Source organism: Streptomyces sp. NPDC057638 (genome assembly GCF_042800315.1).
In the GTDB taxonomy this organism is placed as follows: domain Bacteria; phylum Actinomycetota; class Actinomycetes; order Streptomycetales; family Streptomycetaceae; genus Streptomyces.
On record NZ_JBHVHF010000021.1, the window covers coordinates 1 to 26,397 of the forward strand.

Here is a 26,397-nt window from a genome sequence, read left to right on the forward strand (position 1 = left end):
CCTTCGTACGCGCTCAGACTCACTCAGACCCGCTCAGAGCAGGTGTCCGTCAGGCGGAGTCGCCGCCTTCGGCACCGTCGACGGTGCCCGGCTCGCCGACCGTCTCGCCCGGTCCGGTGCCGGGGTCGCCCGCGCCGTCGCCCGGGTCGCCCGCGCCGTCGCCGGGGTCACCGGAGCCGTCGCCCGGGTCGCCGGAGTTGGTCGGGTCCGGACTGTTGTTGGGCGGCGGGCTGTTGGGCGTGGACGGGGCGGTGTTGTCGTCCTTGGGTTTCGTCGGCTTCTCCGGCTGCTGGTTGCCGCCGCTGTTGCTGCCGTTGTTCCAGTCGTTGGTGGGCCGCTGGTTGTTCCCGCCGGTCTCCCGCTCCCGCTCCGAGTCGTTCTCGGTCTCCTTCGTCGGCTCGGACGGCTTGGGCTTGGGCGCCACCGGGTTCTGGGAGGTCTTGACGGTCTCCTTGGGCGGGGAGTTGTCGCCGGGCTTGTCGCGGTTGCTCAACGCGTACGCGATCCCCGAGACGATCACGACCACCGCCAGCACGGCGGCCAGCACCACCGGGGCGCGGCGGCGACCGCCGCCACCCCGGGGCGCGCCGTCGTATCCGCCGTCGTCCGGATTGAGCGGCGGCAGTATCGGCCCCTGCGCGGTGTTGCCGTGCACCGGATGGTGCGCGGCGGTCGCCCCCATCGCGCGGGTCAGGCCCATCGACTGGGTCATGCCGTCCGGGCCCTGCACCGGCCCGGTGTTCCAGTGACCGTTGTGGCTGCCCTGCTGCTGGAGCATCTGGAGCGCGTACTGGACCAGTCCGCGCATCTCCTCGGCGCTCTGGAACCGGTCGTCCGGGTCCTTCGCCAGCGACCGCATCACCAGCCCGTCCAGCTCCGGCGGCACCACGTCCGAGGTCTGCGACGGCGGCACCGGGATGTCCTGGACATGCTGGTAGACCACCGAGAGCGGGGTCTCCCCGGTGAACGGGGGCCGCAGCGCCAGCAGTTCGTAGAGCAGACAGCCGGTCGCGTAGAGGTCGGAACGGTGGTCGACGGCCTTGCCCAGCGCCTGCTCGGGGGAGAGGTACTGGGGCGTGCCCATGACCATGCCGGTCTGCGTCATCGTCGTGGACGCGCCGTGCAGCGCGCGGGCGATGCCGAAGTCCATCACCTTGACCGCGCCCGTGGTGGTGATAGACACGTTGGCGGGCTTGATGTCCCGGTGCACGATCCCGTGCTGATGGGAGTAGGCCAGCGCGTCCAGCACCCCGGAGACGATGGCCAGCGCCTGCTCGGTCGGCGGCGCGGCCGCGTTGATCAGCAGATCGCGGATGGTGCGGCCCTCGACCAGCTCCATCACGATGTAGGGGACGGACTGCCCGGCCACCATGTCCTCGCCGGAGTCGTACACCGCGACGATGTTGTGGTGGTTGAGCCCGGCCACCGACTGCGCCTCGCGGGTGAAGCGGGCCTTGGAGACGGGGTCCTCGGCGAGGTCGGCGCGGAGCAGCTTCACCGCGACCGTACGGCCGAGGCGGATGTCCTCGGCGGCGAAGACCTCCGCCATGCCACCACGGCCCAGCCGACCCGTCAGCCGGTAGCGGCCCTCGCCGACCAGTCCGTCGATCCCCCAGGATTCCGGGGAGTCCGGCACACCGCCGCCATCAGCTTCGGGATCGGGTGCCATCAGTCCTCGCCGTCGTATCCGGGAAAGTCATATCCGTGAATGAAGAGCCTCGGCTCACGCTACAGCCTTCATAGGGGAGGCCAGCCCGAGATGGACCGGTCATCAAACCCGCTGTGAGCACGGCCACGCAAATTTCGTGGCACAGCTGTAACGCTACCGGGACGCTTCCTGTGCTCACGGTCACCAGCGGGGCTCGGCGCTTGACGTGTCGGACCCCTGAGGCAGACTTGCCCCCGTCTCAGGGATCACAGGAAGCACAGCGATCACGGGGAGTCGGAACGCGGACCGCCGGGCCACGGGCGGTGGATCCACCCGGCTCGCCGCGCCAGGGGGAGATGCGGTCATGGGCCAGGACGGCACGCGCGGGGAAACCCCCGGGGACACGGCGAACGCCCCCGGACACCCCGCACCCGGGCGGTACTCCCCCGGACACCACTCCCCCGGGTATGACGCCTCGGGACACCCCGTCCTCGGACAGCACGCCTCGGGACCTGCGGAAGGCACACCTCCGGTGGCGGGCCCGGCTGGGCCGGGGGTGACGAGCGATACGGGTGCTTCCGTGGCCGACTCGCGTGGTTCAGGGGCCGGTTCAGAGGCCGGTTCGGGCGGTCCGGACGGCACGGCGGGCGGTCCGGGCGGCACGGCGGGCGGTTCGCTCGCGGGCGGTCGCTACCAGGTGCTCTCTCCGCTCGGCGAGGGCGGCATGGCCCGTGTCCATCTCGCCTATGACACCGCGCTCGACCGCCAGGTCGCGATCAAGACCCTCCACACCGAACTGGGCCGCGAGCCGTCCTTCCGGGAACGCTTCCGCCGTGAGGCCCAGGCCGTCGCCAAGCTCTCCCACCCCCATATCGTCGCGGTGTACGACACCGGCGAGGACTCCCTCGTCCCCGGCGCCGCGCCGATGCCGTACATCGTCATGGAGTACGTGGAGGGGGACTCGCTCAGCGCGGTACTCCACGACGACATCGAGCGGTACGGCGCCATGCCCGCCGAGCGGGCGCTGAAGGTGACGGCGGAGGTGCTCTCCGCGCTGGAGGCCAGCCACGAGAGCGGACTGGTCCACCGGGACATCAAGCCGGGCAATGTGATGGTGACCCGGCGCGGTGACATCAAGGTGATGGACTTCGGCATCGCGCGGGCGGTGCAGTCCGGTGTGACCTCCATGACCCAGACCGGCATGGTCGTCGGCACCCCCCAGTACCTCTCCCCCGAGCAGGCGCTCGGCCGCTCGGTGGACGCGCGGGCCGACCTCTACTCGGTCGGTGTGATGCTCTTCCAACTGCTGACCGGCCGCCTCCCCTTCGAGGGCGACTCCCCTCTCTCCATCGCGTACGCCCATGTCCAGCGGGAGGCCCTCGCGCCCTCCGGCGTCAACCGCTCGGTCACGCCCGCGATGGACGCGCTCGTGGCCCGCGCCCTGAGGAAGAACCCGAACGAGCGCTTTCCCAGCGCGGCCACCATGCGCGAGGAGTGCGCCCGGGTCGCGGCGGCCGGGCGGACGCCACCGCCGGCGATCGTGCCGGGGGCCGCGCTGCCCAGCGGCGCGGGTGTGTCGGCGGCGGTCTTCCCTCCCGTGGGGGCCGACGGGGGCGGTGGTCCCGTGGGAGCAGGTGGTACTCCCGTGGGAGCAGGTGGGGGCAGTGGGGCCACAGGGGCTCCAGGAGCGCCTGCGGCGGGTATCCCGGGGCAGGGCATGGGCGGCGGGTACGCGGCGTACCCGCCGGGTCCTTACGGGCCTCCGGCGCCCGCTCCGGGCCCCGCGCCCGTTCCCTCGTACGGCTATCCGGCCGGCCCGGGCTACGGGCCGCCGTCCGCCCCGGCCGCGCGCGCCTTCTCGTACACCGTCTCCCCGGCGCCGCGACCCGCGCCCCGGCGGTCACCGACGCGCCGGAGAGCCTCCCTGCTCGCGCTCGTGTTCCTGCTGGTGATACTGGCGATCGTCGCGGCGCAGGGCCTGCTCAGAACCGGCGACGACCGGGACGGCGGCCCCGGCACGAGCGAGGACGCGGCCGGGAACGGGAGCGGCGCCGGGCAGAAGGGCGGCGGGTCGGCGGTGATCGCGCCGGACCGTACCCGCACCATCGACCCCCAGCGGTGTGCGGAGGCCATGGAGGACACCTCCGACCCGGCGAAGGTGCTCGCGCCCGATCTCCGTTACAAGGACCTGCTCTCCGTGAAGGAGTGCCTGCGGGCGGCGGGCTGGACCTGGAAGGTCACGGAGGTGGAGAACACCCAGTGGCCCCGGGACGCGGTGATCGAGCAGTACCCGGGGAAGGGGGTCGCCGTGACGCCCGAGGACCAGGAGTACGAACTGAAGGTCTCGACGGGCAGGTCGTCCGGAAGCTAGAACCGCCGGGCGGGCTCATGACCGCCCGGCGGGGCCGGACCGCCGGGCCGCCGGACCGCCGGGCCGCCGGACGGGCTCGGGCGCCGGACGGGCTCGGGCGCCGGGCCCGACGGGGGCGGTCGGAGCGCCAGGGTTCCGGCGGGATCACCGGGACCCCGCAGCGCACCCCCGCCACCCCCCGGCAGCACTCCTCCCGCCACCCCGGCGCTACTCCTCCCACCCACCCGGCACCACTCCTCCCACCCACCCGGCACCACTCCCCCCACCCACCCTCCCGAGATGCCGGATTCATCACGTCGTGTGACGCTGAGTCCGTCATCACCACCGCCATCGCGGCCGCGCGGACCACGCGGCCGGAACCGGTACGGGAGGGGGTCACCCGATGACTCCAGGGGTCCGCGCACGGTGCGCCCTCGCCCTCGCGGCGGCGTCGGCGCTACTGGCGGGCGCGATGGCCGTCGCGGGAGCCGAACCGGACACCCGAGTGGCACCCCGCATGCCGGAAGAGCGAGTTCCGGCCCTGGTGGGTGTCGTACGCACCCCCGCACCACCCGGGGGCGCGGTGATCGCCGGGGGAGCCGGGGGAGCCGTTCTCGTACCGCCTCCCCTGACCGAACGGGAGGACGAGCACCCGCCCGCCATCGGGCCCGCGCCCGTGGTCGGGCCGTCGCTCGCCGGGCGATCGGCGGGCGAGGGACGCTCACGGCCGGGACGGGAGTGGCCACAGGAGCACCTTGGGGCGATTGATCCATCGACGGCCCTCGATGTGTCACAGATTCGTCCCGGTTCCGTGCCGCCGTCCCCACCCTCCTCCAGCGATGACCCTGGCGCAGTCCCTCCCGCGATGGACGACCCGGCACTCACGGCGGACGAGGCGGGCGACCTGGCCGCCACCGCGACCGTCTCCCCACCCCCGGGCACCCACCCCCGGGATCCCGCTCTGGCACGTCAGCGCGGATCCGAGGCCCTCGCCCCGGCCACGGCCCCGCACCGGATCTCCCCCCTCTCGCTGGGCGTCGGCATGGCGCTGATGGGCCTCGGCATCGGCTTCCTGGGTGTACGGATACGGCGTCACTGAGCCCCCGGAACGGGCCATTCCATCTTCAGGTCCCCCTTGCGACGGAGAGGACAACTCCCCCTGGGGACGGTTGGAGTGAGACGGCATACCCGGTATACATACTCGGTATGTCCATCCGTCACGGGCTGCTCGCCCTCCTCGAACACGGGCCGCGCTACGGCTCACAACTGCGCACCGAGTTCGAGTCGCGTACCGGAGCCACCTGGCCCCTGAACGTCGGTCAGGTCTATACGACCCTGAACCGGCTGGAACGGGACGGCCTCGTCGCCCAAGGCGGCCAGGACACGGCGGGGCACGTCCTGTACTCGATCACCGACCACGGCCGCGACGAGCTGCGGAACTGGTTCACCAGCCCGGTCGACCGCAGCAGCCCGCCCCGGGACGAACTCTCCATCAAGCTGGCGATGGCGATCGGTGCCCCTGGCGTCGATATCCGCAAGGTCATCCAGTCCCAGCGGCACCACACCGTGAGGGCGATGCAGGACTACACCCGTCTCAAGGTGCAGGCCCTGGCCGCGATCGAGACCGGGGGTCCCCGCGAACGCGACGACGTGGCCTGGCTGCTCGTCCTGGAACAGCTCATCTTCCAGACGGAGGCCGAGGCGCGCTGGCTCGACCACTGCGAGGTCCGGCTTGTGCGGCTCTCCCTGCTGGCCCGCTCCTCGCCCGACGCCGGGGCGGTGGGCGGGGCGGGGCCGGAGGCGGCCGGAGAGGGGGCGGCCGGGAGTGCCTCTGGCGGGCCCGGCGCGGCCAGGACAGACTCCGGTTCCGGTCCCGGTTCGGATTCCGGCCCCGGTTCGGGCCCCAGTTCAGGTCCGGGTTCGGGTTCCGGTTCCGATCCTGGTTCGGGCACCGGCTCCGGATCCGGTTTCGGCTCCGATCCCGGTGATGACGACCCTGGCGGGGTACCCGCCCCCGTCAGCACGGCCGCCGCGGCGGGCCGGGCGGGCCGCCTCTTCCGCAGGGGCTGACAGCCGCCCGGCCCCGCCCGCGCCTCCGTAGCCCTTCTTCCTCCCTTCTCCTCGTCCGTACCGCTCGTACCGCTCGTAACTCCTTCTCCTCGCACTCCTTCTCCTCGCACTCCTTCTCCTCGTACCGCCGCCGCACTCCGGTACCGCCCCTCGCGCGGTCGTCCCCACGGCCGCCCGCCCGCACACCCCGTCCCCACCCACCACCCCACCCGCACCGCTCGTCCCGTGATTCCCGTCCCGGGATCCCCGCGCAGTGATCCCGCGTCGCGAACCGCCCGTCGCACGATCCGTCACGGCGGCTCCGAGCCCGTCATCACGCGATCACCCGGGCCATCCCCCGCCACCGAGACCACCCCTGGGGCGGGGCGGCCCGACCGCTCGATCGCCTGCCCCACCTCGTTCCGCCTACCGCTCCTCTCCGCTCCACCGCTTTCTCACCACGTACCGATGTCAGGACGACGCGTCACTCTTTCCCGTCGTCACGGCGCGCGTATCCATCCCGCGCCCCACTCCCACCGCTCGCTCCGGCTCGCGCCCCTACCCCCGCGAACCCCGGAGCCGCCGCTCGACCACTTCCGTCCTAGGGGGACCTGACCATGTCCACTTCTCTGTCCCAGCAGTCACAGAAGCCTGTGCTGCAACTCCGGCAACTGACCCGGGTCCACGGCAGCGGCGCCACCGAGGTGCACGCCCTGCGCGGGATCGACCTGGATGTCTTCCCCGGTGAACTCGTCGCTGTCATGGGCCCGTCGGGCTCGGGCAAGTCCACGCTGCTCACCATCGCGGGCGGGCTCGATCTGCCCACCTCGGGACAGGTGATCGTCGAGGACACCGACATCACCACCGCCGACCGCAAGGCCCTCGCCGCACTGCGCCGCCGCAGCATCGGCTATGTCTTCCAGGACTACAACCTGATCCCGGCGCTCACCGCGGCCGAGAACGTCTCCCTCCCCCGTGAGCTGGACGGAGTCTCCGCCCGCAAGGCCCGCAAGGAGGCCGTGGCCGCTCTGGCGGAGATGGAGCTGAGCCATCTCGCCGACCGCTTCCCCGATGAGATGTCCGGCGGTCAGCAGCAGCGCGTCGCCATCGCCCGGGCGCTGGTCGGCGGGCGGCGACTGGTCCTGGCCGACGAACCGACCGGCGCCCTGGACTCCGAGACCGGCGAGGCCGTGCTCGCGCTGCTGCGCGCGCGGTGTGACGCCGGAGCCGCGGCCATCCTCGTCACCCACGAACCGCGCTTCGCGGCCTGGGCGGACCGGGTGGTCTTCCTCAGGGACGGTGCCGTCGTCGACCAGACCGTCCGCAGCCACGCCGACTCGCTGCTGACCGGCCTCTCCGGCTCCGGATCGGGGCCGGTGTGGGGCTCAGGCCACTCCGGCCAGGGGGCGGCCGAACTGTGAACAGCTGGTTCCATGCCTGGCGGACCGCGATACGCATCGCCCGCCGTGACGCCTGGCGCAACAAGGGCCGCAGCCTGCTCGTCCTCGCGATGCTCGCCCTGCCGATCGTCGGTGTCAGCGCCGCCGACATCACCCTGCGCACCGCCGAACTCTCCCCCGCCGAGAAGCTCTCCCGCGATATCGGACGGGCCGACGCCCGGATGCGGGACGCCGGTACGGGCGGGGTCCCCGTGTATCAGGCCCCCAACGGAGACAGCGTCTCCCCCGTGGGGAACTTCGAGAACAAGCCCTATCCCCAGGGCTCCACGGATGTGCTCAAGGCGATCCCGGCGGGCACGACCATCCTGAGTGACACCTCGGGCCACGCCAAGCTCCGTACCAAACACGGTCTGCTGAGCACCGAGATCCGTGAGATCAAGTCCAGTGACCGCATGGTCAAGGGCATGATGCGGCTCCGCGACGGCCGGTTCCCGCGGAAGTCGGACGAGGTGGCCGCCACCACGTCCTTCCTCAAGAACAGCGGACTCTCGGTCGGTTCCACGCTCCAGGCACGCACCCTGGACCGTCCGTACACCATCGTCGGCTCCTATGAGCTGCCCGGCCTGCTCAAGGTCGACCAGGTCACCGCCCTGCCGGACGCGCTGCTCGCACCGCTGGACAAGGCGCTGGAGAAGGCGGGTCTGCCCACGACGGACGCCCACACCACTCATCTGCTCGCGCTGCGCGGTGGTTTCACGTGGAACATGGTCAAGCAGATCAACACCAAGGGTGTGGTGGTCGAGTCCCGCGCCGTGATCCTGGACCCGCCGGCCCGGTCCGATGTGCCGCTCTACCAGCAGGAGGGCCACGGAGGGTACGCCTACAGCACCGGGGCGGACATGATGACGCTGGCCGTCGTCGCCACGGTCGTCGGCCTCGCCATGCTGGAGATCTGTCTGCTCGCCGGTCCCGCCTTCGCGGTCGGCGCCCGGCGCTCGCGCCGCCAGCTCGGTCTCGTCGGCGCCAACGGCGGTGACCGCCACCATGTCCGCGCCATCGTGCTCGCCAGCGGACTGGTGCTCGGGGTGGCCGCGGCCCTGGTCGGTACCGCGCTGGGCATGGTGCTGACGCTGGCGCTGCGCACCACGATGGAGGACCTGGTCGGTGAACGCTTCGGGGCGCTGGACATCCGGCCGCTGGAGCTGCTGGGCATCGCCCTGCTCGCGGTGATCACCGGGCTCCTGGCCGCGCTCGTCCCGGCCGTCAACGCCGCCCGCCAGCCCGTCCTCGCCTCCCTCACCGGCCGCCGTGGTGTCCGCCGCACCAGCAGGGTGCTGCCCACGATCGGGCTGGTCGCCGTGGCCCTGGGCGCGGCCATCGCGCTCTACGGCTCCACCCTCAGCGACAGCATCGTCATCGTGGGCGCGGGCAGCGCCATCGCCGAGCTGGGCGTGGTCGCCATGACCCCGGCGCTGGTCGGACTCTTCGGCCGGATCGGGCGCTTCCTGCCGCTCTCCCCCCGGCTCGCGCTGCGGGACGCCGTCCGTAACCGGGGGCGCACGGCCCCGGCGGTCGCCGCCGTCCTGGCGGCCGTGGCGGGCACGGTCGCCGTGGCGACCTACGCGGCGAGCAGCGACTCCGAGCAGCGGGCCCAGTACCAGGCGAGCATGCCGCACGGGGCCGTCTCCGTGATGGTCGAGGAGGCGGGCGGGGCCCGGGACGTGCCGCAGATCCGCGCCGCCGTCCAGAAGGCACTCCCGGTGGACATACGAGCCGATGTGGACCGGCTCGTGGTCGGCAGCCCCGGATGCTCGATGTACGGCGCGTACTCGACCAACGAGAAGGGGTGTGGCCGCTATGAACTGGTCACGCCCAAGGCCAACGAGTGCCCGCTGTGGGCCGGCGACGCGGCCCGTCCGGGCGAGGACCCGGCCATGAAGTACTCGGTCGCCGAGCGCCGCGAGCTCTCCAAGGACTGGCGCTGCAAGGAGCCGATGGACGGCCACTACGGCTACACCGACATGCTCATCGGCGACGCGTCGATCCTGAAGGTCCTGGGGATCACCGACCCCGCCACGGTGAAGGCGTTCCAGGACGGCAAGGCTCTCGCCTTCGACCACCGCTACCTCGACACCTCGAACCGGGTCGGCATCAAGCTGATCACCGATCTCAAGGCCGCCGAGAAGGCCGAGGCCGCGTCCAAGCCGGTCCCCGGCGAGATCCGGACCCTGACCGCCCACAAGGCCGGCGATGTGGGGGCCTCCTACGGCATCCCGCTGCTCATCCCCAAGGAGGCGATGAAGGACGCCCGTCTGTCGACGGTCGCCTACGGTGCGTACTACTCCACCGACAAGCTGCCGGGCTCGGAGCAGCGCCAGCGCCTCGAACGGGATCTGGAGAAGATCGGCTCCGACGCGATGCTCCGCATCGAGGAGGGCTACACCAGCGAGAACGACATCTACACACTCGCCCTGCTGGCCTTCGCCGGACTGATCACCATCGGCGCGGCCGGGATCGCCACCGGGCTGGCCCAGTCCGACGCCGAGGCGGATCTGAAGACGCTGGCCGCCGTCGGCGCCCCGCCCCGGGTACGCCGGACGCTCAGCGGCTTCCAGTGCGGTGTGGTGGCCGCGATGGGTGTGATCCTCGGGTCGGTGGCGGGTGTCCTGCCCGCGATCGGGCTGCGGCTGGCCGACCGCCGGGAGCGGATGGAGTACTACGAGGCGGAGCTGGCCCGGGGCTTCGGCTCGGCCGAAGGCATGCCCTTCGTCCCGATCGTGATCCCCTGGCCGACGCTGCTGGCCCTGCTGATCGTGGTCCCGCTGGGCGCGACGCTGCTGGCCGCCCTGCTCACCCGCTCCCGGGGCGCCCTCGCCCGTCGCGCGGTGAACTGACGGCGGCCGGTGGTCCGGCGCTCTGGCCGGTGACCCAGAAGAGGTCTCAGCGCCCCGGCGGAGCCCGGTGACCCGGGGGAGACCGAGGTGGGCTGGGAAGCGCACCGAGGTGGGCTGAGGGGCGGGAGGGGCGGGGCCGTGCGGCCCCGCCCTTCGCGTTCCCGGGCGTCCCGGCGCTCTCCCCCCGGCCGGGGCGTGGTGCGACGACGATCACTCTCCTCCAGGGGCGCCCCGCGCGAACGCCCCGGTACGCGACAATGTCCGCATGGAGATGCCGAGCAATGAACGGTCACAGGAGAATCCGCACGTCCTGATCGTGGGCCAAGACGGTATGGCCCTCGGCGGCAGCCCCGACGACGAGTCGCGCGAGCTCCCGATCACGGACATGGTCGAACAACCCGCGAAGGTCATGCGCATCGGCAGCATGATCAAGCAGCTTCTGGAGGAGGTCCGCGCGGCTCCTCTGGACGAGGCGAGCCGAGTCCGGCTCAAGGAGATCCACTCCAGTTCGGTCAAGGAACTGGAGGACGGACTCGCGCCGGAGCTGGTGGAGGAACTGGAGCGGCTCTCGCTTCCCTTCACCGATGAGGCGGTCCCCTCCGAGGCCGAACTGCGTATCGCGCAGGCCCAGTTGGTGGGCTGGCTCGAGGGGCTCTTCCACGGCATCCAGACGGCGCTCTTCGCCCAGCAGATGGCGGCCCGCGCCCAGCTGGAGCAGATGCGCCGCGCCCTTCCGCCGGGCGCCTCCCACGAGGACGAGCCGCCGCACTCCGGTCCGGTCCGGTCGGGCCCGTATCTGTAGCCCGTCCGTCGGCCGGTAGCCGGACGCGCGGGGGATCGATGGCGATCCCCGCGGATCCGGGACCGGAAGCGATGACGACGCGGAGCGGTGGCGCCGCCCCGGGGAACCACTGGCCATGAGCGGACCAGAGGAGCCGACGGCGGGAGCGGGTCGGCCCCGGGGCGCCCGCCGGCCTCCGCCCGCGCGGGTCGGATCACCCGACCCCGGCCCGACCCCGGCCCGGCGCCCTCGCGGCGGCCTCGCGGCGGCCGATGGACGCATGAGCCCACCGCCACCAACGGCCACCAGCGGTGACAGCGGACCGTGACCGGGCGTGGCGGCGCCCTTCAGCGGTCATCGGCGATCGTGGTCGGCGACGGCTCCGACCGTCGTGTCGCCGGTACCGCGCCACCGTCGCACGGTGAGCGGTCCAGCCCGTTCAGCCGTTCAGCCGTTCAGCCGTTCAGCCGTTCAGCCGTTCAGCAGCAGTACCTTGCCCACATGGCCGCTGGCCGCCACCACACGGTGGGCCTCCGGCGCCTCCGGCAGGGCGATCCGCCGGTCCACGATCGGCTGTACCCGGCCCGTCTCGATCAGCGGCCACACATGCTCGCGCACCGCCGCCACGATCGACGCCTTCTCCCCGAGGGGACGCCGCCGCAGTGAGGTCGCGGTCACGGCGGCCCGCTTGTTCAGCAGGGTCGCCAGGTTCAGCTCGCCCTTGACCCCGCCCTGGAGGCCGATAATCGCGAGCCGCCCGTTGACCGCGAGCGCCCGGACATTGCGGTCCAGGTACTTGGCTCCGATGATGTCGAGGATCACATCCGCGCCCGAGCCGCCGGTCGCCCGGCGTAGCTCGTCCACGAAATCCTGCTTCCGGTAGTCGATCAGGATGTCCGCGCCCAGCTCGGCGCAGCGGGCCAGCTTCTCCGGCGACCCGGCCGTGACGGCCACCGTGGCCCCGACCGCCTTGGCGAGCTGGATCGCCATGGTGCCGATGCCGCTGGCACCGCCGTGGACCAGCAGGGTCTCCCCGGGACGGAGGTGGGCGATCATAAAGGCGTTGGACCACACCGTGGTGGTGACCTCCGGCAGCGCGGCCGCCGTGACCAGGTCCACCCCTTGGGGCACCGGCAGCAGCTGTCCGGCCGGTACCGCGACCTTCTCGGCATAGCCGCCGCCGGAGAGCAGCGCGCAGACCTCGTCCCCGACGGCCCAGCCCGCGACCCCCGCGCCCAGCGCGGTGATCCGGCCGGAACACTCAAGACCGGGGTACGGCGAGGCTCCCGGCGGTGGATCGTAGTAGCCCTGTCGCTGGAGCAGGTCGGCACGGTTGACACCGCTCGCCACCACCTCGACGAGGACCTCACCCTCGCCGGGCACCGGATCGGGCACCTCCGCCCACACCAGCGCCTCGGGCCCACCCGGTTCGGGAATCGTGATCGCATGCATGGCCGCGAGGCTACCCCCGTCGACGCCGCTCCTCGCCGGTGCGGGGCGGTGGTGACGCGGCGGAGGACGACGGGGGAACGGCGGGGTACGCGGGGGAGACGGACGGTGACGACGACGGAGGGGTGTCCTCACCCGTGCCGCCGCCGGTGCGCGCGCTGCCGGTGCCCTCCGCCCGGACGATCGTGATCACCCGGTCCGTCAGCCGCAGCGGACTGGCGGCCGGGTCGTCGTACCCCAGCAGCCGGTGTCCTCGTACCACGCTGACGACAAGATCCTGGGTCTCCCGGACATCGCGTCCCACCTCGGCCTTTATCACCGGCCGTTCCACCAGGTCGAGTCCGCTGCCCTGCTGGATGAGGTCCTCCATCACCGCGCCCGTACTGGGACTGAGCACGGAGAGACCCAGCAGCCGTCCGGCGGCGCTCGCGCTGGTGATCACCGCGTCGGCACCGGACTGCTTGAGCAGCGGGGCGTTCTCCTCCTCCCGCACGGTCACGACGATCTTCGCCTCGCGGTTGAGCTGGCGCGCCGTAAGCGTCACCAGCACCGCCGTGTCATCGCGCTGGGTGGCAATGATGATCTGCCCGGCCCGCTGGACCTCGGCCTTGATCAGGACATCGCTACGGGTGGCGTCCCCGACCACTCCGGCGAAGCCATCGGCGGCGGCTGCCTCGATCACCTTGCCGCTGGGGTCGACCACCACGATGTGGTCCTTCTTCAGCCCCGTCGCGGCCAGCGTCTGGATCGCGGACCGCCCTTTCGTTCCGTATCCGACGACGACGGTATGTCCACGCACGTGAAACCTCCCACGGTCGGATAGACGCTACCCTCCCCGCCCATGTCCTCGCCGACCTCCTCGGGCGACATGCCCCGACGCGGCGCCCCGGTCCCTGTGGACCCGGGGCTGATCGGGGACCATGGTCACGCAGACCGATGAGATGGACCACCGCTAGGGGGCTCGCGATGAGGGACGAGAAACACCACCCACACGGGAAAGGACGCTTCTCGATCCTGCGCTCCCTCTGGTACCGCTCGCGCAGCGAGGCGAAGGAGGACGCGGAGGCCGGGCGTTCCATCACCATGCCCGCCCAGGACACCGTGCCCCCGCTCCAGCAGGTGCTGCGGCGGCTGGCCATGGCGCTGCTGGTGCTGACGGTGACCACCCTGCTGGTCTGGTTCGACCGCGATGGCTACAACGACAACGCCGACGGCAAGGTCGATTTCCTGGACGCGGCCTACTACACCACCGTCACCCTCTCCACCACGGGCTACGGCGATATCGCACCGGTCAGCGATCTCGCCCGGCTGACCAATATCTTCATCATCACCCCGCTGCGGGTGCTCTTCCTGATCATCCTGGTCGGCACCACCCTGGAGGTCCTCACCGAGCGCACCCGTCAGCAGGTCCAGGTGCACCGCTGGCGCTCCCGGATGCAGGACCACGTCATCGTGGTCGGCTATGGCACCAAGGGGCGGCACTCGATCGAGACCCTGCTCGGCCAGGGCTACCCCAAGGACAAGATCGTGGTGGTCGATCCCCAGCAGAAGGCCGTGGACGCGGCGAGCTCCGATGGGCTGGTCGCCGTCCTCGGGGACGCCACCCGCTCCAAGACCCTGATCAAGGCGGAGCTTCAGACGGCCAGCCGGATAATCATCGCTCCCCAGCGCGATGACACCGCGACCCTGGTCACCCTCACCGCCCGCCAGCTCAACAAGCGCGCCACGATCGTGGTCGCGGTCCGCGAGGACGAGAACGTGCCCCTGCTCAAGCAGTCCGGCGCCAACACCGTGATCACCAGTTCCAGCTCGGCGGGCCGTCTGCTCGGCGTCTCGATGGCCAGTCCCCATGTGGCCGACACCCTGGAGGATCTGATGACCCGCCGGGGCAGTGGACTGAATCTGGCCGAGCGCGCGGTGAGCAACAACGAGGTGGGGCGCTCTCCTCGTGAGTGTGCCGACCTGGTGGTGGCCGTCATCCGCAACCAGCGGATGATGGACTACACCGACCCGGAGTGCGCGAGCCTGAAGTTCGGTGACCGGCTGATCACCATCCGCCGGGATGAACCGAGCTACTGACCTCGGCCCACCGGCCCGCGAGGACCTGGTGGGGCCCTGCTCGCGGGCGGGGTTCGGCCCGGCCGGGCGCGGGCGGCGAGCCCACGGTGGGGCCAGCACACCCTCGGCCGTTTCACGTGAAACATGACCGTGTTTCACGTGAAACACCCTCAGTTGGCCGATCCGCCCATCGGTCGCCAGGGGAACTCCAGCACCCGCAGTTCCTCCCCGGTCCGCACCCCTCCCGGCGGGATCACGGCCAGCCCATCGGCGGCGGCGACCCCACGGAGCATCGCGGGCCCCGCATAGCGCACGGGCGTCATCCAGCCATCGCGGAAGACACACGGCAGCAGGCGGGTGTCATGGAGATGGCCGGGCACCTCCTCCTGTGCGGGCACCCGGCAGGGAAGGGGGGCCCGCATTCCTCCGAGCCCTCGCAGCAGCGGCTCCACCAGGGTCAGCAGCCCGGCCACCGCCGCGAGCGGATTCCCGGGCAGTCCCACGAGATAGCGCGCCGGGCGGCCCTCAGTGGCGGGGAGGCGGGCCAGCAGCATCGGATGCCCCGGCCGGACGGCGACCCCGTCCACCAGCAGTTCGGCACCCAGCGTCCGCAGAACGGTATGGACATGGTCGACCGGGCCCGCCGCCGTGCCCCCGGTGGTGACCACCAGCTCGGCGGTGGAGCCACTGACGGCCTGGTGGAGTGCCTCCTGGTCATCACCGAGACGCCGGGTGGCGAGGGTCTCCACTCCGAGGGCGCTCAGCCAGGGCGCGGTCATCGGCCCCAGAGCGTCGCGGATCAGCCCGTCCCGGGCGGGCCCCTCGGTCAGCAGCTCGTCCCCCAGGACCAGCACCTCGGCCCGTGGTCGGCGCACCACGTCCAGCTCGTCATAGCCCGCCGCGGCGGCGAGCCCCAACACGGCCGGGGTGACCGGGAAACCCGCGGGCAGCAGCCGGTCACCGGAGCGGCACTCCTGGCCCCGGGGGCGGATGTCCTGCCCCTGGATCACGGTGCGCTCGGCGAAGAGCAGCCGACGCCGCTCATCGGCGCGGGCGTGTTCGGACCGGATCACGGCGGTGGCGCCGACCGGTACCCGGGCACCCGTGGCGATCCGCACCGCCGTACCGTCCTCCAGCGGCGACGCGGAGCTGTGGCCCGCCAACAGGGAGAGGCCCTCGCCCAGGTGCCAGGGGCCGGGGCCCGCGACAGCCCAGCCGTCCATGGCGGAGGTGTCGAAGGACGGCAGATCGCCCAGGGCGGTGAGCGGCTGGGCGAGCACGCGCCGCAGGGCGCCGGGCAGCGGCACACGGTCGACGCTCTGGCCGCCCGCGCCACGACCGGCGTGGACGGCCCGCTCATGGGCCTCGGGCCAGGACAGGCCCTGGTGCCGGGGGGCGCGTGTCCGAGGGCGCTCCCTTGCGGCGGCCCTCGCTCCGGCGTTCTCCCGGGCACCGGGTCCCACCAGCGCGAGGGCCTCCTCCAGACCGTCGCCGCCGGGGTCCGGGCCCCCGGGGCGCGTCATCAGGCGCCCTGTCCGGGGCCGGGGTCCGGTCGGCGTGCGCCCTGTCCGAGGTCCGGGTCCACGGTGCCGGGACCAGGGGCTGCGGTATCAGGGGCTCCCGGGGGCGCGGCCTCCGCCTCCCAGCGCCGGGCGAGCGCGGCCGCCTTGCGGACGGCCGCCGCGACCGCCTCCGGCCCGCCCTGACCGGCACTCGCCGCCGCGTACCCGACCAGGAAGGTGGTGAGCGGGGCGGCGGGCCGGGTCACCCCATGGGCGGCGTCCCGGGCGAGATCCAGGAGCAGGGGGGTGTCGACATCGAGGTCGATCCCGAGCTCCGCCTTGACCACGGAGATCCATTCATCCAGCACGGAGCCATGCTCCCTGATCCGGGCCCGTGCGGCGGAGACGTCGTCCCAGGTGTCGCAGTCGAAGGTGGCCAGCGGCTCCGCGTCGACCCGGGTCAGCTCCAGTTCCCCCGCCAGCAGCCGCAGCGGAAGCCCGCCGAGGCCGCCGTACTCGGTCGCGAGCAGTGCCAGCTCCCGGCGGAGCGGCTCGGCCCGGTAGACGGCCACCAGCGGATGGTCCTGACCGTCGGCGTCCCGGACGACGACCCCTTCCGCCCCAGGGGCGGCGGTCAGCGCGCCCAGGAGGTCCCGTACGGTCTCCCGACGCAGGAAGGGCAGATCCGCCGAGAGCACCAGCACCGTCCCGGCCTCGGGGTCGAGGGACCGCACCCCGGCGTCGAGCGCGGCCACGGGTCCGCCGCCGGGCGGCTGCTCCCGGGCCCAGACCACGGGGCGCGTGGTGACCCTGCGGTCCCCGACGACGACCGTGCGCCCGGCGTCCCGGCAGGCGTCGAGCACCCGGTCGAGCAGGGCCCGGCCACCCACGCTGACCCCCGGCTTGTCGGCTCCGCCCAGTCTGCGCGCGGCGCCCCCGGCGAGCACCACCACGTCATAGGCGGCGATCGGCGATCGGGGCTGCTGAGTCTCCGTCATAGCCGCAGTATCGCGCCCGCCTTCCCCTCCTCCGTACGGACCTGTCCCTACCGAGTCCATCGATGGCTGTCGGTGCCTGTCGGTGGCCATGGGTGCCCGTCGGTGTCTATCGGTGGCTGCCGGTCCCGCCCAGCCCGCTCCGGCCGGTACGTGGCGGGTGTGGCGTTCGATCACGGCGCCGGGCCGCCGCCACGCCCCGCGGCGCGGCCGGCGCGCGGCGGCGGCACACGGCCCCGCCGTCGGCGTCCCGGCCTCACCAGCGAGAGAGGCCGGATCCGGCCGCCTCACCCGGCGGGCCGCGCACCGGGAACCCGACCACACGGTGAGCGAGGCCGGGTCGCGACCACCTCAGGGGGCGGGCCGCGCCACGGCCCCTACAGCGTGCGCAGCAGCAGGGCGGGCCGCTCCACACAGTCGGCCACGAAGCGCAGGAAGCCTCCCGCCGTACCCCCGTCACAGACCCGGTGGTCGAAGGTGAGGGAGAGCTGCACCACCTGCCGTACCGCCAGTTCGCCCTCGTGGACCCAGGGCTTGGCCACGATCCTGCCCACGCCGAGCATCGCCGCCTCGGGGTGGTTGATGATGGGCGTGGAGCCGTCCACACCGAACACCCCGTAGTTGTTGAGGGTGAAGGTGCCACCGGTGAGATCGGCGGGAGTGAGCGCGCCCTGGCGGGCCGCCTCCGTCAGCCGGGTGAACTCCTCGCCGAGCGACTCCGCCGAACGGGCCTGGGCGCCCCGCACCACGGGGACCACCAGTCCGCGCTCGGTCTGGGCCGCGAAGCCGAGATGGACCTCAGGCAGCCGCACGATCTCCCGTGCCGCCAGGTCGACGGTGGAGTTCAGCTCGGGGTAGCGGGCCAGCGCCGCCACGCAGATCCGGGCGAACAACGCGAGCACGGAGATCTTGGGGCCGTCCGAGGCGTTCATCACCGCGCGCGCCGCCAGCAGTTCGGTGGCGTCCGCGTCGACCCAGCACGTGGCGTCGGGGATCTCGGAGCGGCTGCGCGACAGCTTGTCGGCCATCGCGCCCCGGATCCCACGGAGCGGTATCCGGGTGGCCCCGGCGGCCCCGGTGGCGATCGGGGCGCCGGTCTGCGGGGCGGGCGCGGCGGTCTCCTCGGGTGTGCTCAGGGCCCGTTCCACGTCGGAGCGCAGGATCAGCCCCTCGGGGCCGGAACCACTCAGCCGCCGCAGATCGACGCCGTGTTCCCGGGCGAGCCTGCGCACCAGGGGGGAGATCACGGGGACGGCCCCGGCGACCCTCTGACGCGTGTCCGGCGCCAGGGGCGCGGGCGCGGTGGCCCCGGGGACCCCGCGCGGGCCGGAGGCGGACTCACTCACGGTAGCTGCCGGGACGGCGGCACCCGGCGCGGCCGGGCGGATCCGGCGCCTGCGGGCGGCGGGCGCCCCGGTGCCATAGCCCACCAGGACGTTGCCCGACGCCTCCGGCGCGTCCGGGTCCGCCCCGGCGCCTCCCTCCGTCACGGGCGCGGCCTCCCCGATCGGCGCGGGCGCGCCGACGGTGGCCGCCTCCAGGGACGCCGCGCCGACGGCGACCGTGATCAGGGGCGCGCCGACGGGCAGTTCCGTGCCCTCGTCACCGAAGCGCGCGGTCACCACCCCTCCGTATGGGCAGGGGACCTCGACCATCGCCTTGGCCGTCTCGACCTCGACCACGGGCTGGTCGATGGCGACGACATCGCCCACGGCGACCAGCCAGCGCACGATCTCCGCCTCGGTCAGCCCCTCCCCGAGGTCGGGCAGGGTGAACTCCAGTACCTGAGCCATCAGTGACCCGCCTCCCACTGGAGCCGCGCCACCGCGTCCAGAATCCGGTCGACACCCGGCAGATGGTGCCGTTCCAGCATCGGCGGCGGATACGGGAGGTCGAATCCGGCCACCCTCAGCACGGGCGCCTCCAGATGGTGGAAGCAGCGCTCGGTCACCCGCGCGGCGATCTCTCCCCCGGGACCGCCGAAGCCGGTGGACTCATGGACGACGACCGCGCGCCCCGTGCGCCGTACGGAGGCGGTGACGGTCTCGTCGTCGAACGGCACCAGGGAGCGCAGATCCACGACCTCCAGGTCCCAGCCCTCCGCCCGGGCGGCCTCGGCCGCCTCCAGGCAGACCGGCAGGGAGGGCCCGTAGGTGATCAGGCTGGCGCTGCGGCCCGGGCGCCGGATGACGGCCCGGCCGATGGGCTCGACCGGGGCGGGGGACTCGGCCGACCAGGCCGCCTTCGACCAGTACAGCCGCTTGGGCTCCAGGAAGACCACGGGGTCGTCGCTGGCGATCGACGCCCTGAGCAGCCCATAGGCGTCCGCCACGGTCGCGGGGGTGACGACGTGGAGCCCCGGCGTCGCCATGTAGTACGCCTCGGACGAGTCGCTGTGGTGTTCGACGCCCCCGATCCCGCCGCCGTAAGGGATACGAATGGTCAGCGGCAGCCCCATCCGGCCCCGGGTGCGGTTGCGCATCTTCGAGACATGGCTGACCAGCTGCTCGAAGGCCGGGTAGGCGAAGGCGTCGAACTGCATCTCGACCACCGGCCGCAGTCCGTACATCGCCATGCCGACGGCGGCGCCGAGGATGCCCGCCTCCGCCAGGGGCGTGTCCGTACATCGGTCGTCGCCGAACTCCTTCGCGAGTCCGTCGGTGACCCGGAAGACCCCGCCGAGGGTCCCCACGTCCTCGCCCAGCACATGGACCGAGGGATCCGCCGCCATGGCGTCGCGCATCGCGCGCTGGAGGGCCTGCGCCATGGTCGCGGGCTTCACCCGCGACCCGGTCGCCGCTACAGGTGTCATGGTCGTCATCGCCTTCCCTCCATCCCGCCGGGCGCGCCCGCTCCGCCGCCGGTGTCCGCCCCCGTCCGCTCGGGGCCGTGTGCGGGGTCGTGTGTGGCCTCCCGCTCGGCCTCCAGCTCCGCCCGCAGCCCCGCCGCCTGCTCCCGCAGCTGCGGGGTCGGCTCGGCGTAGACATGGGCGAACAGGTCCATGGGATCGAGCACCGGATCGGCGTTCATCCGCTCCCGCAGCCGCGCGGCCATCGTCTCGGCGGCCTCGGCGGCGGCGCGGCGCCCCTCCTCGTCCAGGAGTCCGCGCCCGGTCAGCTCGCGCTCCAGCAGCAGCACCGGGTCATGGGCCCGCCATGCCTCGACCTCGGCGGAGGCGCGGTAGCGGGTGGCGTCGTCGGCGTTGGTGTGCGCGTCCATCCGGTAGGTGACGGCCTCGATCAGGGTGGGGCCACCACCGCCCCGGGCGCGGGCGACGGCATCGGAGATCACCTGGTGCACGGCGGGGGCGTCGTTCCCGTCGACCAGACGGCCGGGCATGCCGTATCCCACGGCCTTGTGGGCCAGGGAGGGCGCGGCCGTCTGCTTGGCGAGGGGCACCGAGATCGCGAAGCCGTTGTTCTGCACCAGGAAGACGACGGGGGCGCGCCAGACGGCCGCGAAGTTCAGCGCCTCATGGAAGTCCCCCTCGCTGGTGCCGCCGTCGCCGACCATGGCGAGCGCGACGACATCGTCCCCCTGGAGCCGGGCGGCGTGCGCCAGCCCCACGGCGTGCGGCAGCTGGGTGGCGAGGGGGGTGCTGAGGGGAGCCACCCGGTGCTCGTACGGGTCGTACCCGGTGTGCCAGTCGCCGCGCAGCAGGGTGAGCGCCTGCACCGGGTCCAGCCCGCGCGCGACGGCGGCGAGGGTGTCCCGGTAGCTCGGGAAGAGCCAGTCCCGCTCTTCCAGGGCGAGGGCGGCGGCGACCTCGCACGCCTCCTGGCCGGTGCTCGACGGGTAGACGGCGAGCCGGCCCTGCTTGGTCAGGGCCATCGCCTGCGCGTTGTACCGGCGGCCGAGGACGAGCTGGCGGTAGAGCGCCCGCAACAGCTCGGGGTCGGTGTCCGCGGCGGCGTCCGTACCCAGCACCCGGAACGGTTCGGGATCGGGCAGGAGCGGGGCGGCATCGACACGGGGCCGCCAGGCCGGGGGCGGGGCGAGCCGGTAGGCGGCACCGGGCGGTTCCTGAACCGTCATGCTGCTGTCTCGCAAGGCGAGCACCTCCTCGGGGAAGCGGCGACAGACGGCACGGCTATGACGTGCCTCACCTACCGATTGTTCGGTCGTGGACGCATTTTGGCTACAGGCACCCCCGCCCTGTGGACAAACGGTTCTCCACAGCCTGTGATGGAGCCAGGTCGTCCATGCCAGAGAGGCGGGGGGATATGACACCTGAACATATGGCCGAGGATGGCAACCGTCCGGCACCCGACGCGCACCCAGCGGAACCGGCTCAGCCGATCCGTCCGCTCGACTCCATCGACCGTGACATCCTGCGCATCCTCCAGAGCGAGGGCCGCGCCTCCATACGGTCCGTCGCCGACCGCGTCCATGTCTCCCGCGCCAACGCGTACGCGCGGATCAACCGGCTCATCGACGATGGGGTGATCCGGGGCTTCGGCGCCCGGGTCGACCATGAGCGGGCGGGCCAGGGCGCGTCCGCGTACATCACCCTCAAGATCGTGCAGAACTCCTGGCGCACGGTCCGCGAACAGCTCCAGGCGCTGCCGGGGGCCGCCCATATCGCTCTCGTCAGCGGCGACTTCGACGTGCTGTTCCTGGTCCACACACCGGACAACCGCAGTCTGCGCGAGCTGGTCCTGACCAAGCTCCAGTCGATCCCTGAGGTCCTGTCGACCCGGACCCTGCTTGTCTTCGAGGAGACGGCCCTCCACCCCGACCTCTCCCCCGTCTCCACCCCGCCCTGACGGCGCCGCGCCCACGCCGCCCGGCGGCCGGATCCCCGGCATCCGGCCGGTGCGCCCCGTACGGGCGCGGCGGGCCCGCGAACCACGGCGGGCCGGGACCCGGGACCGGCCCACGGACCCTACCGCCGGACCGTTCCCGTACCCGAGGCCGGAACCGCGCGGGTCGGCCGACAGCGACACCAGCACGGGGCGCGTCACCTAGGTGACGCGCCCCCGCCCGGCGATCACCCCCTACGGCACGCCCTCAGCGGTGGGTGCGCAGCCCGTCGAAGGCCAGCCGGACGACCGTCCCAGCCAGCCGCTCCTCCTCCTCCTGGGCCGCGCCCGGATGCGGCCGGTACCACTCCACCAGCGAGTTCACCATCCCGAAGAGCAGCCGTGTCGCCAGCCGGTCATCCACGTCCGCCCGCAGATCGCCCGCGTCGGCGGCGGCCCGCATCAGCTCCGAGACGCGCTGGTCGAACTCGCGCCTGCGCTCCAGCGCCCAGCGCTCGGTCGTCGTGTTGCCCCGTACGCGCAGCAAGAGCGTCACATAGGGCAGTTCGGCCATGAGCACCTCGACGGTGCGCCTGGTGACGTACTCGACGCGGTCGATCGCTCGCCCCTCGACCGCCCCCGGCTCGTCGAGGGTCTCGAAGAGCGCGTCGAGCGCCCTGCTCACCGCGCGGCGCAGCAGTTCCTCCTTGCTCGCCACATGGTGGTAGATCGACGACTTGGAGATCCCCGCCGCCTGGGAGAGGTGCTCCATGGAGGTTCCGTCGTACCCGCGCTCGTTGAAGACGCGCACGGCGACCGTCAGCAGGGTCTCGGGCGTGTAGGTGTCCCGTTTGGCCGTGGTCATACGTCGGTGTCCCATGTGGTCATGGTCATGTGTCGGTGTCCTCTTCCGTGTCGTCGGGGGCGGCGCCGGGGCGTTGCCGGTCGGCGGTCGGCCCGCCCGGTCGCTCCCCGGCCGCCGGCGGGTACTGGAAGAGCGCGAGGCTCGGCCCGTACCGTCCGCCCGGCACCCGCTCATGGGTGTTCGTCAGCAGGTCATGCGCCCAGCCAGGCGGGAGTCGGCGGTTCCACTCGAAGGGCCCCCTGGGGTAGTTCACGCCCAGCCGCAGGGCCGTGTCGATGTCCTCCTCGGTGGCCACGCCTTTGGCGACGGCGTCGGCGGCGAGGTCGATCAGCATCGCGACCGTCCGCGCGACGATCATCCCGGGTACGTCTCCGATGACGCTGACCTTCTTGCCGAGCGCCTGGAACAGGCCGATCGCCTCGGTGAGCGTACGGCGCGGGGTAGCGGGGGACACGGCGAGCGCCACACGGGTGGCGGTCCGGTAGTCGAGCGCCAGATCGAAGCTGACGGCGTCCTGGTACTCACCACAGGTCCGGCCGTCCGCGAGCACCAACTGACCGCCGCCGGGCAGCACCAGCCGGGTGCGCTCGTCCTCGGGCGCCCGGCGCAGCGCGACGGGCGACTCGGCGATCAGTTCCACCAGCCCGGCCGCCGCCCCCAGATCGCCCTCGGCGATCACATACGCGGGCGGCTCGGCCGCCTCGGCGGTGTGCGGCCGGGGGCGCTCGGCCCCCTCCCCGTACGAGAACCAGCCACGACCGGACTTCACTCCGAGCAGACCCGCGTCGACCAGACGGCGTTGCGCCAGGGACGGGACGAACTTGGGGCTGCGGTGGAACGACTCCCATACGGAGCGGGTGACCGCCTCGTTGACGTCCTGGCCGATCAGATCGGTCAGCTCGAACGGGCCCATCCGGAATCCGCCGCACTCCTTGAGCACCGCGTCGAGGGTGGCGGGGTCGGCGGCACGGTCCTCCAGGACCGCAAACGCCTCCGCGTAGAAGGGGCGCGCGAGCCGGTTGACGATGAAGCCCGGCAGATCGGCGCAGCGCACCGGGGTCTTGCCCCAGACGGTGACCGTCTCCTGGGCGCGCCGCGCGGCCGTGGGGTCGGTGGCGTAGCCGCTCACGACCTCGACCAGCGGGAGCAGCGGCGCCGGGTTGAAGAAGTGCAGGCCCACGAAGCGGCCCGGGTGGCGCAGGGCGCCCGCGACGGCCGTGACGGAAAGGGACGAGGTGTTGGTGGCGAGCAGGCAGTCGTCGGCGACGACCTCCTCCAGTGCCGCGAACAGCTCCCGCTTGGCGTCGAGACGCTCGACGATCGCCTCCACGACGAGCGTGGCGTCCGCGAGCCCGGCGAGTGCCGGGACCGGGCGCAGCCGGTCCCGCGCGGCGTCCCGTGCCTCCGCCGTCAACCGCCCCTTGACGACCAGCCGGTCCAGACGGGCGGCGACGGCGGTCACGGCCTCCTCCGCCCGCCCCGGGGCGGCGTCGTACAGCCGCACGGGATGGCCCGCGACGAGGGCGACCTGGGCGATGCCCTGGCCCATGGTCCCGGTCCCCACCACGGCCACCAGACCCCGCGTGTCCACCGTGTCCCGTGTGGTCGCCGAGGTCTGTGGTTCCCCGGTGACTCCTGCTCTCCCCGCGCTGCCGGTGCCGCCGGTGTCGCCCGCACCCACGGGGGCCACAGGGGACACCGGTGACACCGGTGATTCCGGGCGCCGGCCGGAGCCTCCGGCGTCGATGGCCGGATCGATGACGGTCATGGGAGTGATCCTCCCGGATGAGTTATCCACAGGCTTGACAGCCCCCCTTGTCCCGACCGATCGTTCGGTTACTCTAACTCTGTCCCTCCGTCCCCGCCCAGCGCGACGAGGAGTTGGTCCGCCCCATGCAGCTCACCGAGACCCGGCTCTCCGAGAGCCATCGGCCCACGCTCGACCAGGCCCTCGAAGCGATCCGCACCCGTGCGTACTGGTCGCCCCACCCCGAGCACCCCAAGGGGTACGGCGAGAGCGCGCCCGCCGACGGCCTCGCCGCCTTCGAGGCCCTCAAGGGCACCCGCTTCGACCTGGACCAGCCCGGCACCGATGACTGGACCGGGGGTGAAGTCTCGCCGTACGGACCTCGGCTGGGCATCGAGTATCCCCACCCGGACATCGACGTGCTGCTCCCCGCGATGCGCGCGGCGCTGCCCGCCTGGCGCGACGCGGGCCCCGAACTGCGGGCCCTGGTCTGCCTGGAGATCCTCTCGCGGATCAGTGCGCGGACCCATGAGTTCGCGCACACCGTCATGCACACCAGCGGCCAGGCGTTCATGATGGCGTTCCAGGCGGGCGGCCCCCATGCCCAGGACCGTGGCCTGGAGGCGGTGGCGTACGCCTACGCCGAGCAGACCCGCACCCCGGCCGCCGCCGACTGGTCCAAGCCGCAGGGCAAGCGCGACCCCCTGGAGCTGCGGAAGACCTTCACCACGGCGGGGCGGGGCATCGCCCTGATGATCGGCTGCAACACCTTCCCGACGTGGAACGGCTATCCGGGCCTGTTCGCCTCGCTGGCGACGGGCAACGCGGTGCTGGTCAAGCCCCACCCGCGTGCCGTGCTGCCGCTCGCGCTCACCGTGCGGGTGGCCCGTGAGGTGCTCGCGGAGGCGGGCTTCGACCCCAACCTCGTCGCCCTGGCCGTGGACCGCCCCGGCGAGGGCATCGCCAAGACGCTCGCCCTGCGCCCCGAGATCAAGGTCATCGACTACACGGGCTCCACCGAGTTCGGCGTCTGGCTGGAGACCCACGCCCACCAAGCCCAGGTCCACACGGAGAAGGCGGGCGTCAACACCGTCATCGTCGACTCCACCGACGACTACCGGGGCATGCTCTCCAACCTTGCCTTCTCGCTCTCCCTCTACAGCGGCCAGATGTGCACCACCCCGCAGAACCTGCTGATCCCCCGGGACGGCATCGACACGGACGCGGGCCACAAGACGTACGACGCGGTGGTGGCCGACCTCGCGGCCGCCGTCAGCGGGCTCCTCGGCGACGACGCCCGTGCCAACGCACTGCTGGGTGCCCTGGTCAACCCCGAGGTCAAGAGCCGTCTCGACGGCGCCCCCGGTCTCGGCGAGGTGGCGCTGGCCTCGCGCGAGATCACCCATCCCGACTTCCCGGACGCGGTCGTGCGCACCCCGGTGATCGTCAAGCTCGACGGCACCAAGCCGGACGCGGAGGCGGCCTATCTCTCCGAGTGCTTCGGCCCGGTCTCCTTCGCCGTCGCCGTGGACTCGACGGCGGACGCGATCGAGTTGCTGCGGCGCACGATCCGGGAGAAGGGCGCGATGACCGTCGGCGCGTACACCACGTCGGCGGAGACCGAGCGCGCGATCGAGGAGGTCTGTCTGGACGAGTCGGCGCAGCTCTCCCTGAACCTCACGGGTGGGGTGTACGTCAACCAGACCGCCGCCTTCTCGGACTTCCACGGCTCGGGCGGCAACCCGGCGGCGAACTCGGCCCTGACCGATGGGGCCTTCGTCGCCAACCGCTTCCGCGTCATCGAGATCCGCCGCCCCGCCTGACCCTCGCGCCCCCCTGGTGGCGCGCGCTCCCCGTGTCCAAGGGAGCGCGCGCCACGGCGGGCGATGACGGCGGTACGGAGAGGACCCCGCCCGG

General features: G+C 72.6%; 17 protein-coding genes and 2 pseudogenes. 9 read left to right on the forward strand and 10 right to left on the reverse strand.

What is annotated here, in order from left to right:
* Positions 1–49: 49 nt before the first annotated feature.
* Positions 50–1,669, reverse strand: a complete 1,620-nt coding sequence (locus tag ACFVIM_RS05210; RefSeq protein WP_384298667.1) for a protein kinase — start codon at positions 1,667–1,669, stop codon at positions 50–52.
* A 559-nt stretch (positions 1,670–2,228) separates the two neighbouring features.
* On the opposite strand from ACFVIM_RS05210, the gene ACFVIM_RS05215 reads away from it, so the two are divergent.
* The 6 genes and pseudogenes from ACFVIM_RS05215 (at position 2,229) to ACFVIM_RS05240 (ending at position 11,143) form a co-directional block, all read left to right on the forward strand.
* Positions 2,229–4,019 carry a protein kinase gene (locus ACFVIM_RS05215; protein WP_384298669.1) on the forward strand — a complete coding sequence of 597 codons (1,791 nt, stop codon included), beginning with the start codon at positions 2,229–2,231 and terminating at the stop codon, positions 4,017–4,019.
* Between the two features lie 844 nt (positions 4,020–4,863).
* Positions 4,864–5,097 (forward strand): hypothetical protein, encoded by a 234-nt coding sequence (locus ACFVIM_RS05220; RefSeq protein WP_384298671.1) that lies wholly within the window; start codon positions 4,864–4,866, stop codon positions 5,095–5,097.
* A 107-nt stretch (positions 5,098–5,204) separates the two neighbouring features.
* Positions 5,205–5,840, forward strand: a pseudogene (locus ACFVIM_RS05225) (PadR family transcriptional regulator); the annotation flags it as partial.
* Between the two features lie 824 nt (positions 5,841–6,664).
* Positions 6,665–7,468 carry an ABC transporter ATP-binding protein gene (locus ACFVIM_RS05230; RefSeq protein WP_384298674.1) on the forward strand — a complete coding sequence of 268 codons (804 nt, stop codon included), beginning with the start codon at positions 6,665–6,667 and terminating at the stop codon, positions 7,466–7,468.
* Entirely contained in the window at positions 7,465–10,341 is a 2,877-nt protein-coding gene (locus tag ACFVIM_RS05235) for an FtsX-like permease family protein (RefSeq protein WP_384298676.1), read from the forward strand. The genes ACFVIM_RS05230 and ACFVIM_RS05235 overlap by 4 nt, the downstream gene beginning before the upstream one ends.
* A 265-nt stretch (positions 10,342–10,606) precedes the next feature.
* Positions 10,607–11,143, forward strand: coding sequence for a bacterial proteasome activator family protein (locus tag ACFVIM_RS05240; RefSeq protein WP_384298678.1), 537 nt, complete (start codon positions 10,607–10,609; stop codon positions 11,141–11,143).
* Positions 11,144–11,593: 450 nt separating this feature from the next.
* Here ACFVIM_RS05240 and ACFVIM_RS05245 read toward each other — a convergent pair whose 3' ends face one another.
* Together ACFVIM_RS05245 and ACFVIM_RS05250 are read right to left on the reverse strand one after the other, a co-directional pair.
* Entirely contained in the window at positions 11,594–12,574 is a 981-nt protein-coding gene (locus ACFVIM_RS05245; RefSeq protein ID WP_384298680.1) for an NAD(P)H-quinone oxidoreductase, read from the reverse strand.
* A 10-nt stretch (positions 12,575–12,584) separates the two neighbouring features.
* Positions 12,585–13,385: pseudogene (locus tag ACFVIM_RS05250) on the reverse strand (potassium channel family protein); the annotation flags it as partial.
* A 152-nt stretch (positions 13,386–13,537) separates the two neighbouring features.
* Between ACFVIM_RS05250 and ACFVIM_RS05255 the strand changes: the two are divergent.
* Entirely contained in the window at positions 13,538–14,650 is a 1,113-nt protein-coding gene (locus tag ACFVIM_RS05255; protein ID WP_384298683.1) for a potassium channel family protein, read from the forward strand.
* 149 nt (positions 14,651–14,799) lie between these two features.
* On the opposite strand, the gene ACFVIM_RS05260 is transcribed toward ACFVIM_RS05255, so the two are convergent.
* The 5 genes from ACFVIM_RS05260 to pdhA all read right to left on the reverse strand — a co-directional run bounded on the left by ACFVIM_RS05260 (position 14,800) and on the right by pdhA (position 21,161).
* Positions 14,800–16,152 (reverse strand): molybdopterin molybdotransferase MoeA, encoded by a 1,353-nt coding sequence (locus ACFVIM_RS05260; RefSeq protein ID WP_384298685.1) that lies wholly within the window; start codon positions 16,150–16,152, stop codon positions 14,800–14,802.
* Entirely contained in the window at positions 16,152–17,129 is a 978-nt protein-coding gene (locus ACFVIM_RS05265) for an NTP transferase domain-containing protein (RefSeq protein WP_384298688.1), read from the reverse strand. The genes ACFVIM_RS05260 and ACFVIM_RS05265 overlap by 1 nt, the downstream gene beginning before the upstream one ends.
* A gap of 374 nt (positions 17,130–17,503) precedes the next feature.
* On the reverse strand, positions 17,504–18,919 hold the full coding sequence (locus tag ACFVIM_RS05270; RefSeq protein WP_384298689.1) for a dihydrolipoamide acetyltransferase family protein: 1,416 nt from the start codon (positions 18,917–18,919) through the stop codon (positions 17,504–17,506).
* Complete coding sequence (locus ACFVIM_RS05275) at positions 18,919–19,947, reverse strand: alpha-ketoacid dehydrogenase subunit beta (protein WP_384298691.1); 1,029 nt, start codon at positions 19,945–19,947, stop codon at positions 18,919–18,921. The genes ACFVIM_RS05270 and ACFVIM_RS05275 overlap by 1 nt, the downstream gene beginning before the upstream one ends.
* A complete protein-coding gene (gene pdhA / locus ACFVIM_RS05280) occupies positions 19,944–21,161 on the reverse strand; it encodes a pyruvate dehydrogenase (acetyl-transferring) E1 component subunit alpha (RefSeq protein ID WP_384298747.1) in 1,218 nt (405 codons plus the stop codon). Before pdhA ends, ACFVIM_RS05275 begins: the two co-directional genes overlap by 4 nt.
* 167 nt (positions 21,162–21,328) lie before the next feature.
* On the opposite strand from pdhA, the gene ACFVIM_RS05285 reads away from it, so the two are divergent.
* Entirely contained in the window at positions 21,329–21,892 is a 564-nt protein-coding gene (locus ACFVIM_RS05285) for an Lrp/AsnC family transcriptional regulator (protein ID WP_384298694.1), read from the forward strand.
* Between the two features lie 244 nt (positions 21,893–22,136).
* On the opposite strand, the gene ACFVIM_RS05290 is transcribed toward ACFVIM_RS05285, so the two are convergent.
* Positions 22,137–22,733 carry a TetR/AcrR family transcriptional regulator gene (locus ACFVIM_RS05290; RefSeq protein ID WP_384298750.1) on the reverse strand — a complete coding sequence of 199 codons (597 nt, stop codon included), beginning with the start codon at positions 22,731–22,733 and terminating at the stop codon, positions 22,137–22,139.
* 25 nt (positions 22,734–22,758) lie between these two features.
* Positions 22,759–24,501 carry a 3-hydroxyacyl-CoA dehydrogenase gene (locus ACFVIM_RS05295; RefSeq protein ID WP_384298697.1) on the reverse strand — a complete coding sequence of 581 codons (1,743 nt, stop codon included), beginning with the start codon at positions 24,499–24,501 and terminating at the stop codon, positions 22,759–22,761.
* 125 nt (positions 24,502–24,626) lie between these two features.
* Here ACFVIM_RS05295 and paaN point away from each other — a divergent pair, with 125 nt between their 5' ends.
* A complete protein-coding gene (paaN, locus tag ACFVIM_RS05300) occupies positions 24,627–26,303 on the forward strand; it encodes a phenylacetic acid degradation protein PaaN (RefSeq protein ID WP_384298699.1) in 1,677 nt (558 codons plus the stop codon).
* The last annotated feature ends 94 nt before the right edge of the window (positions 26,304–26,397 follow it).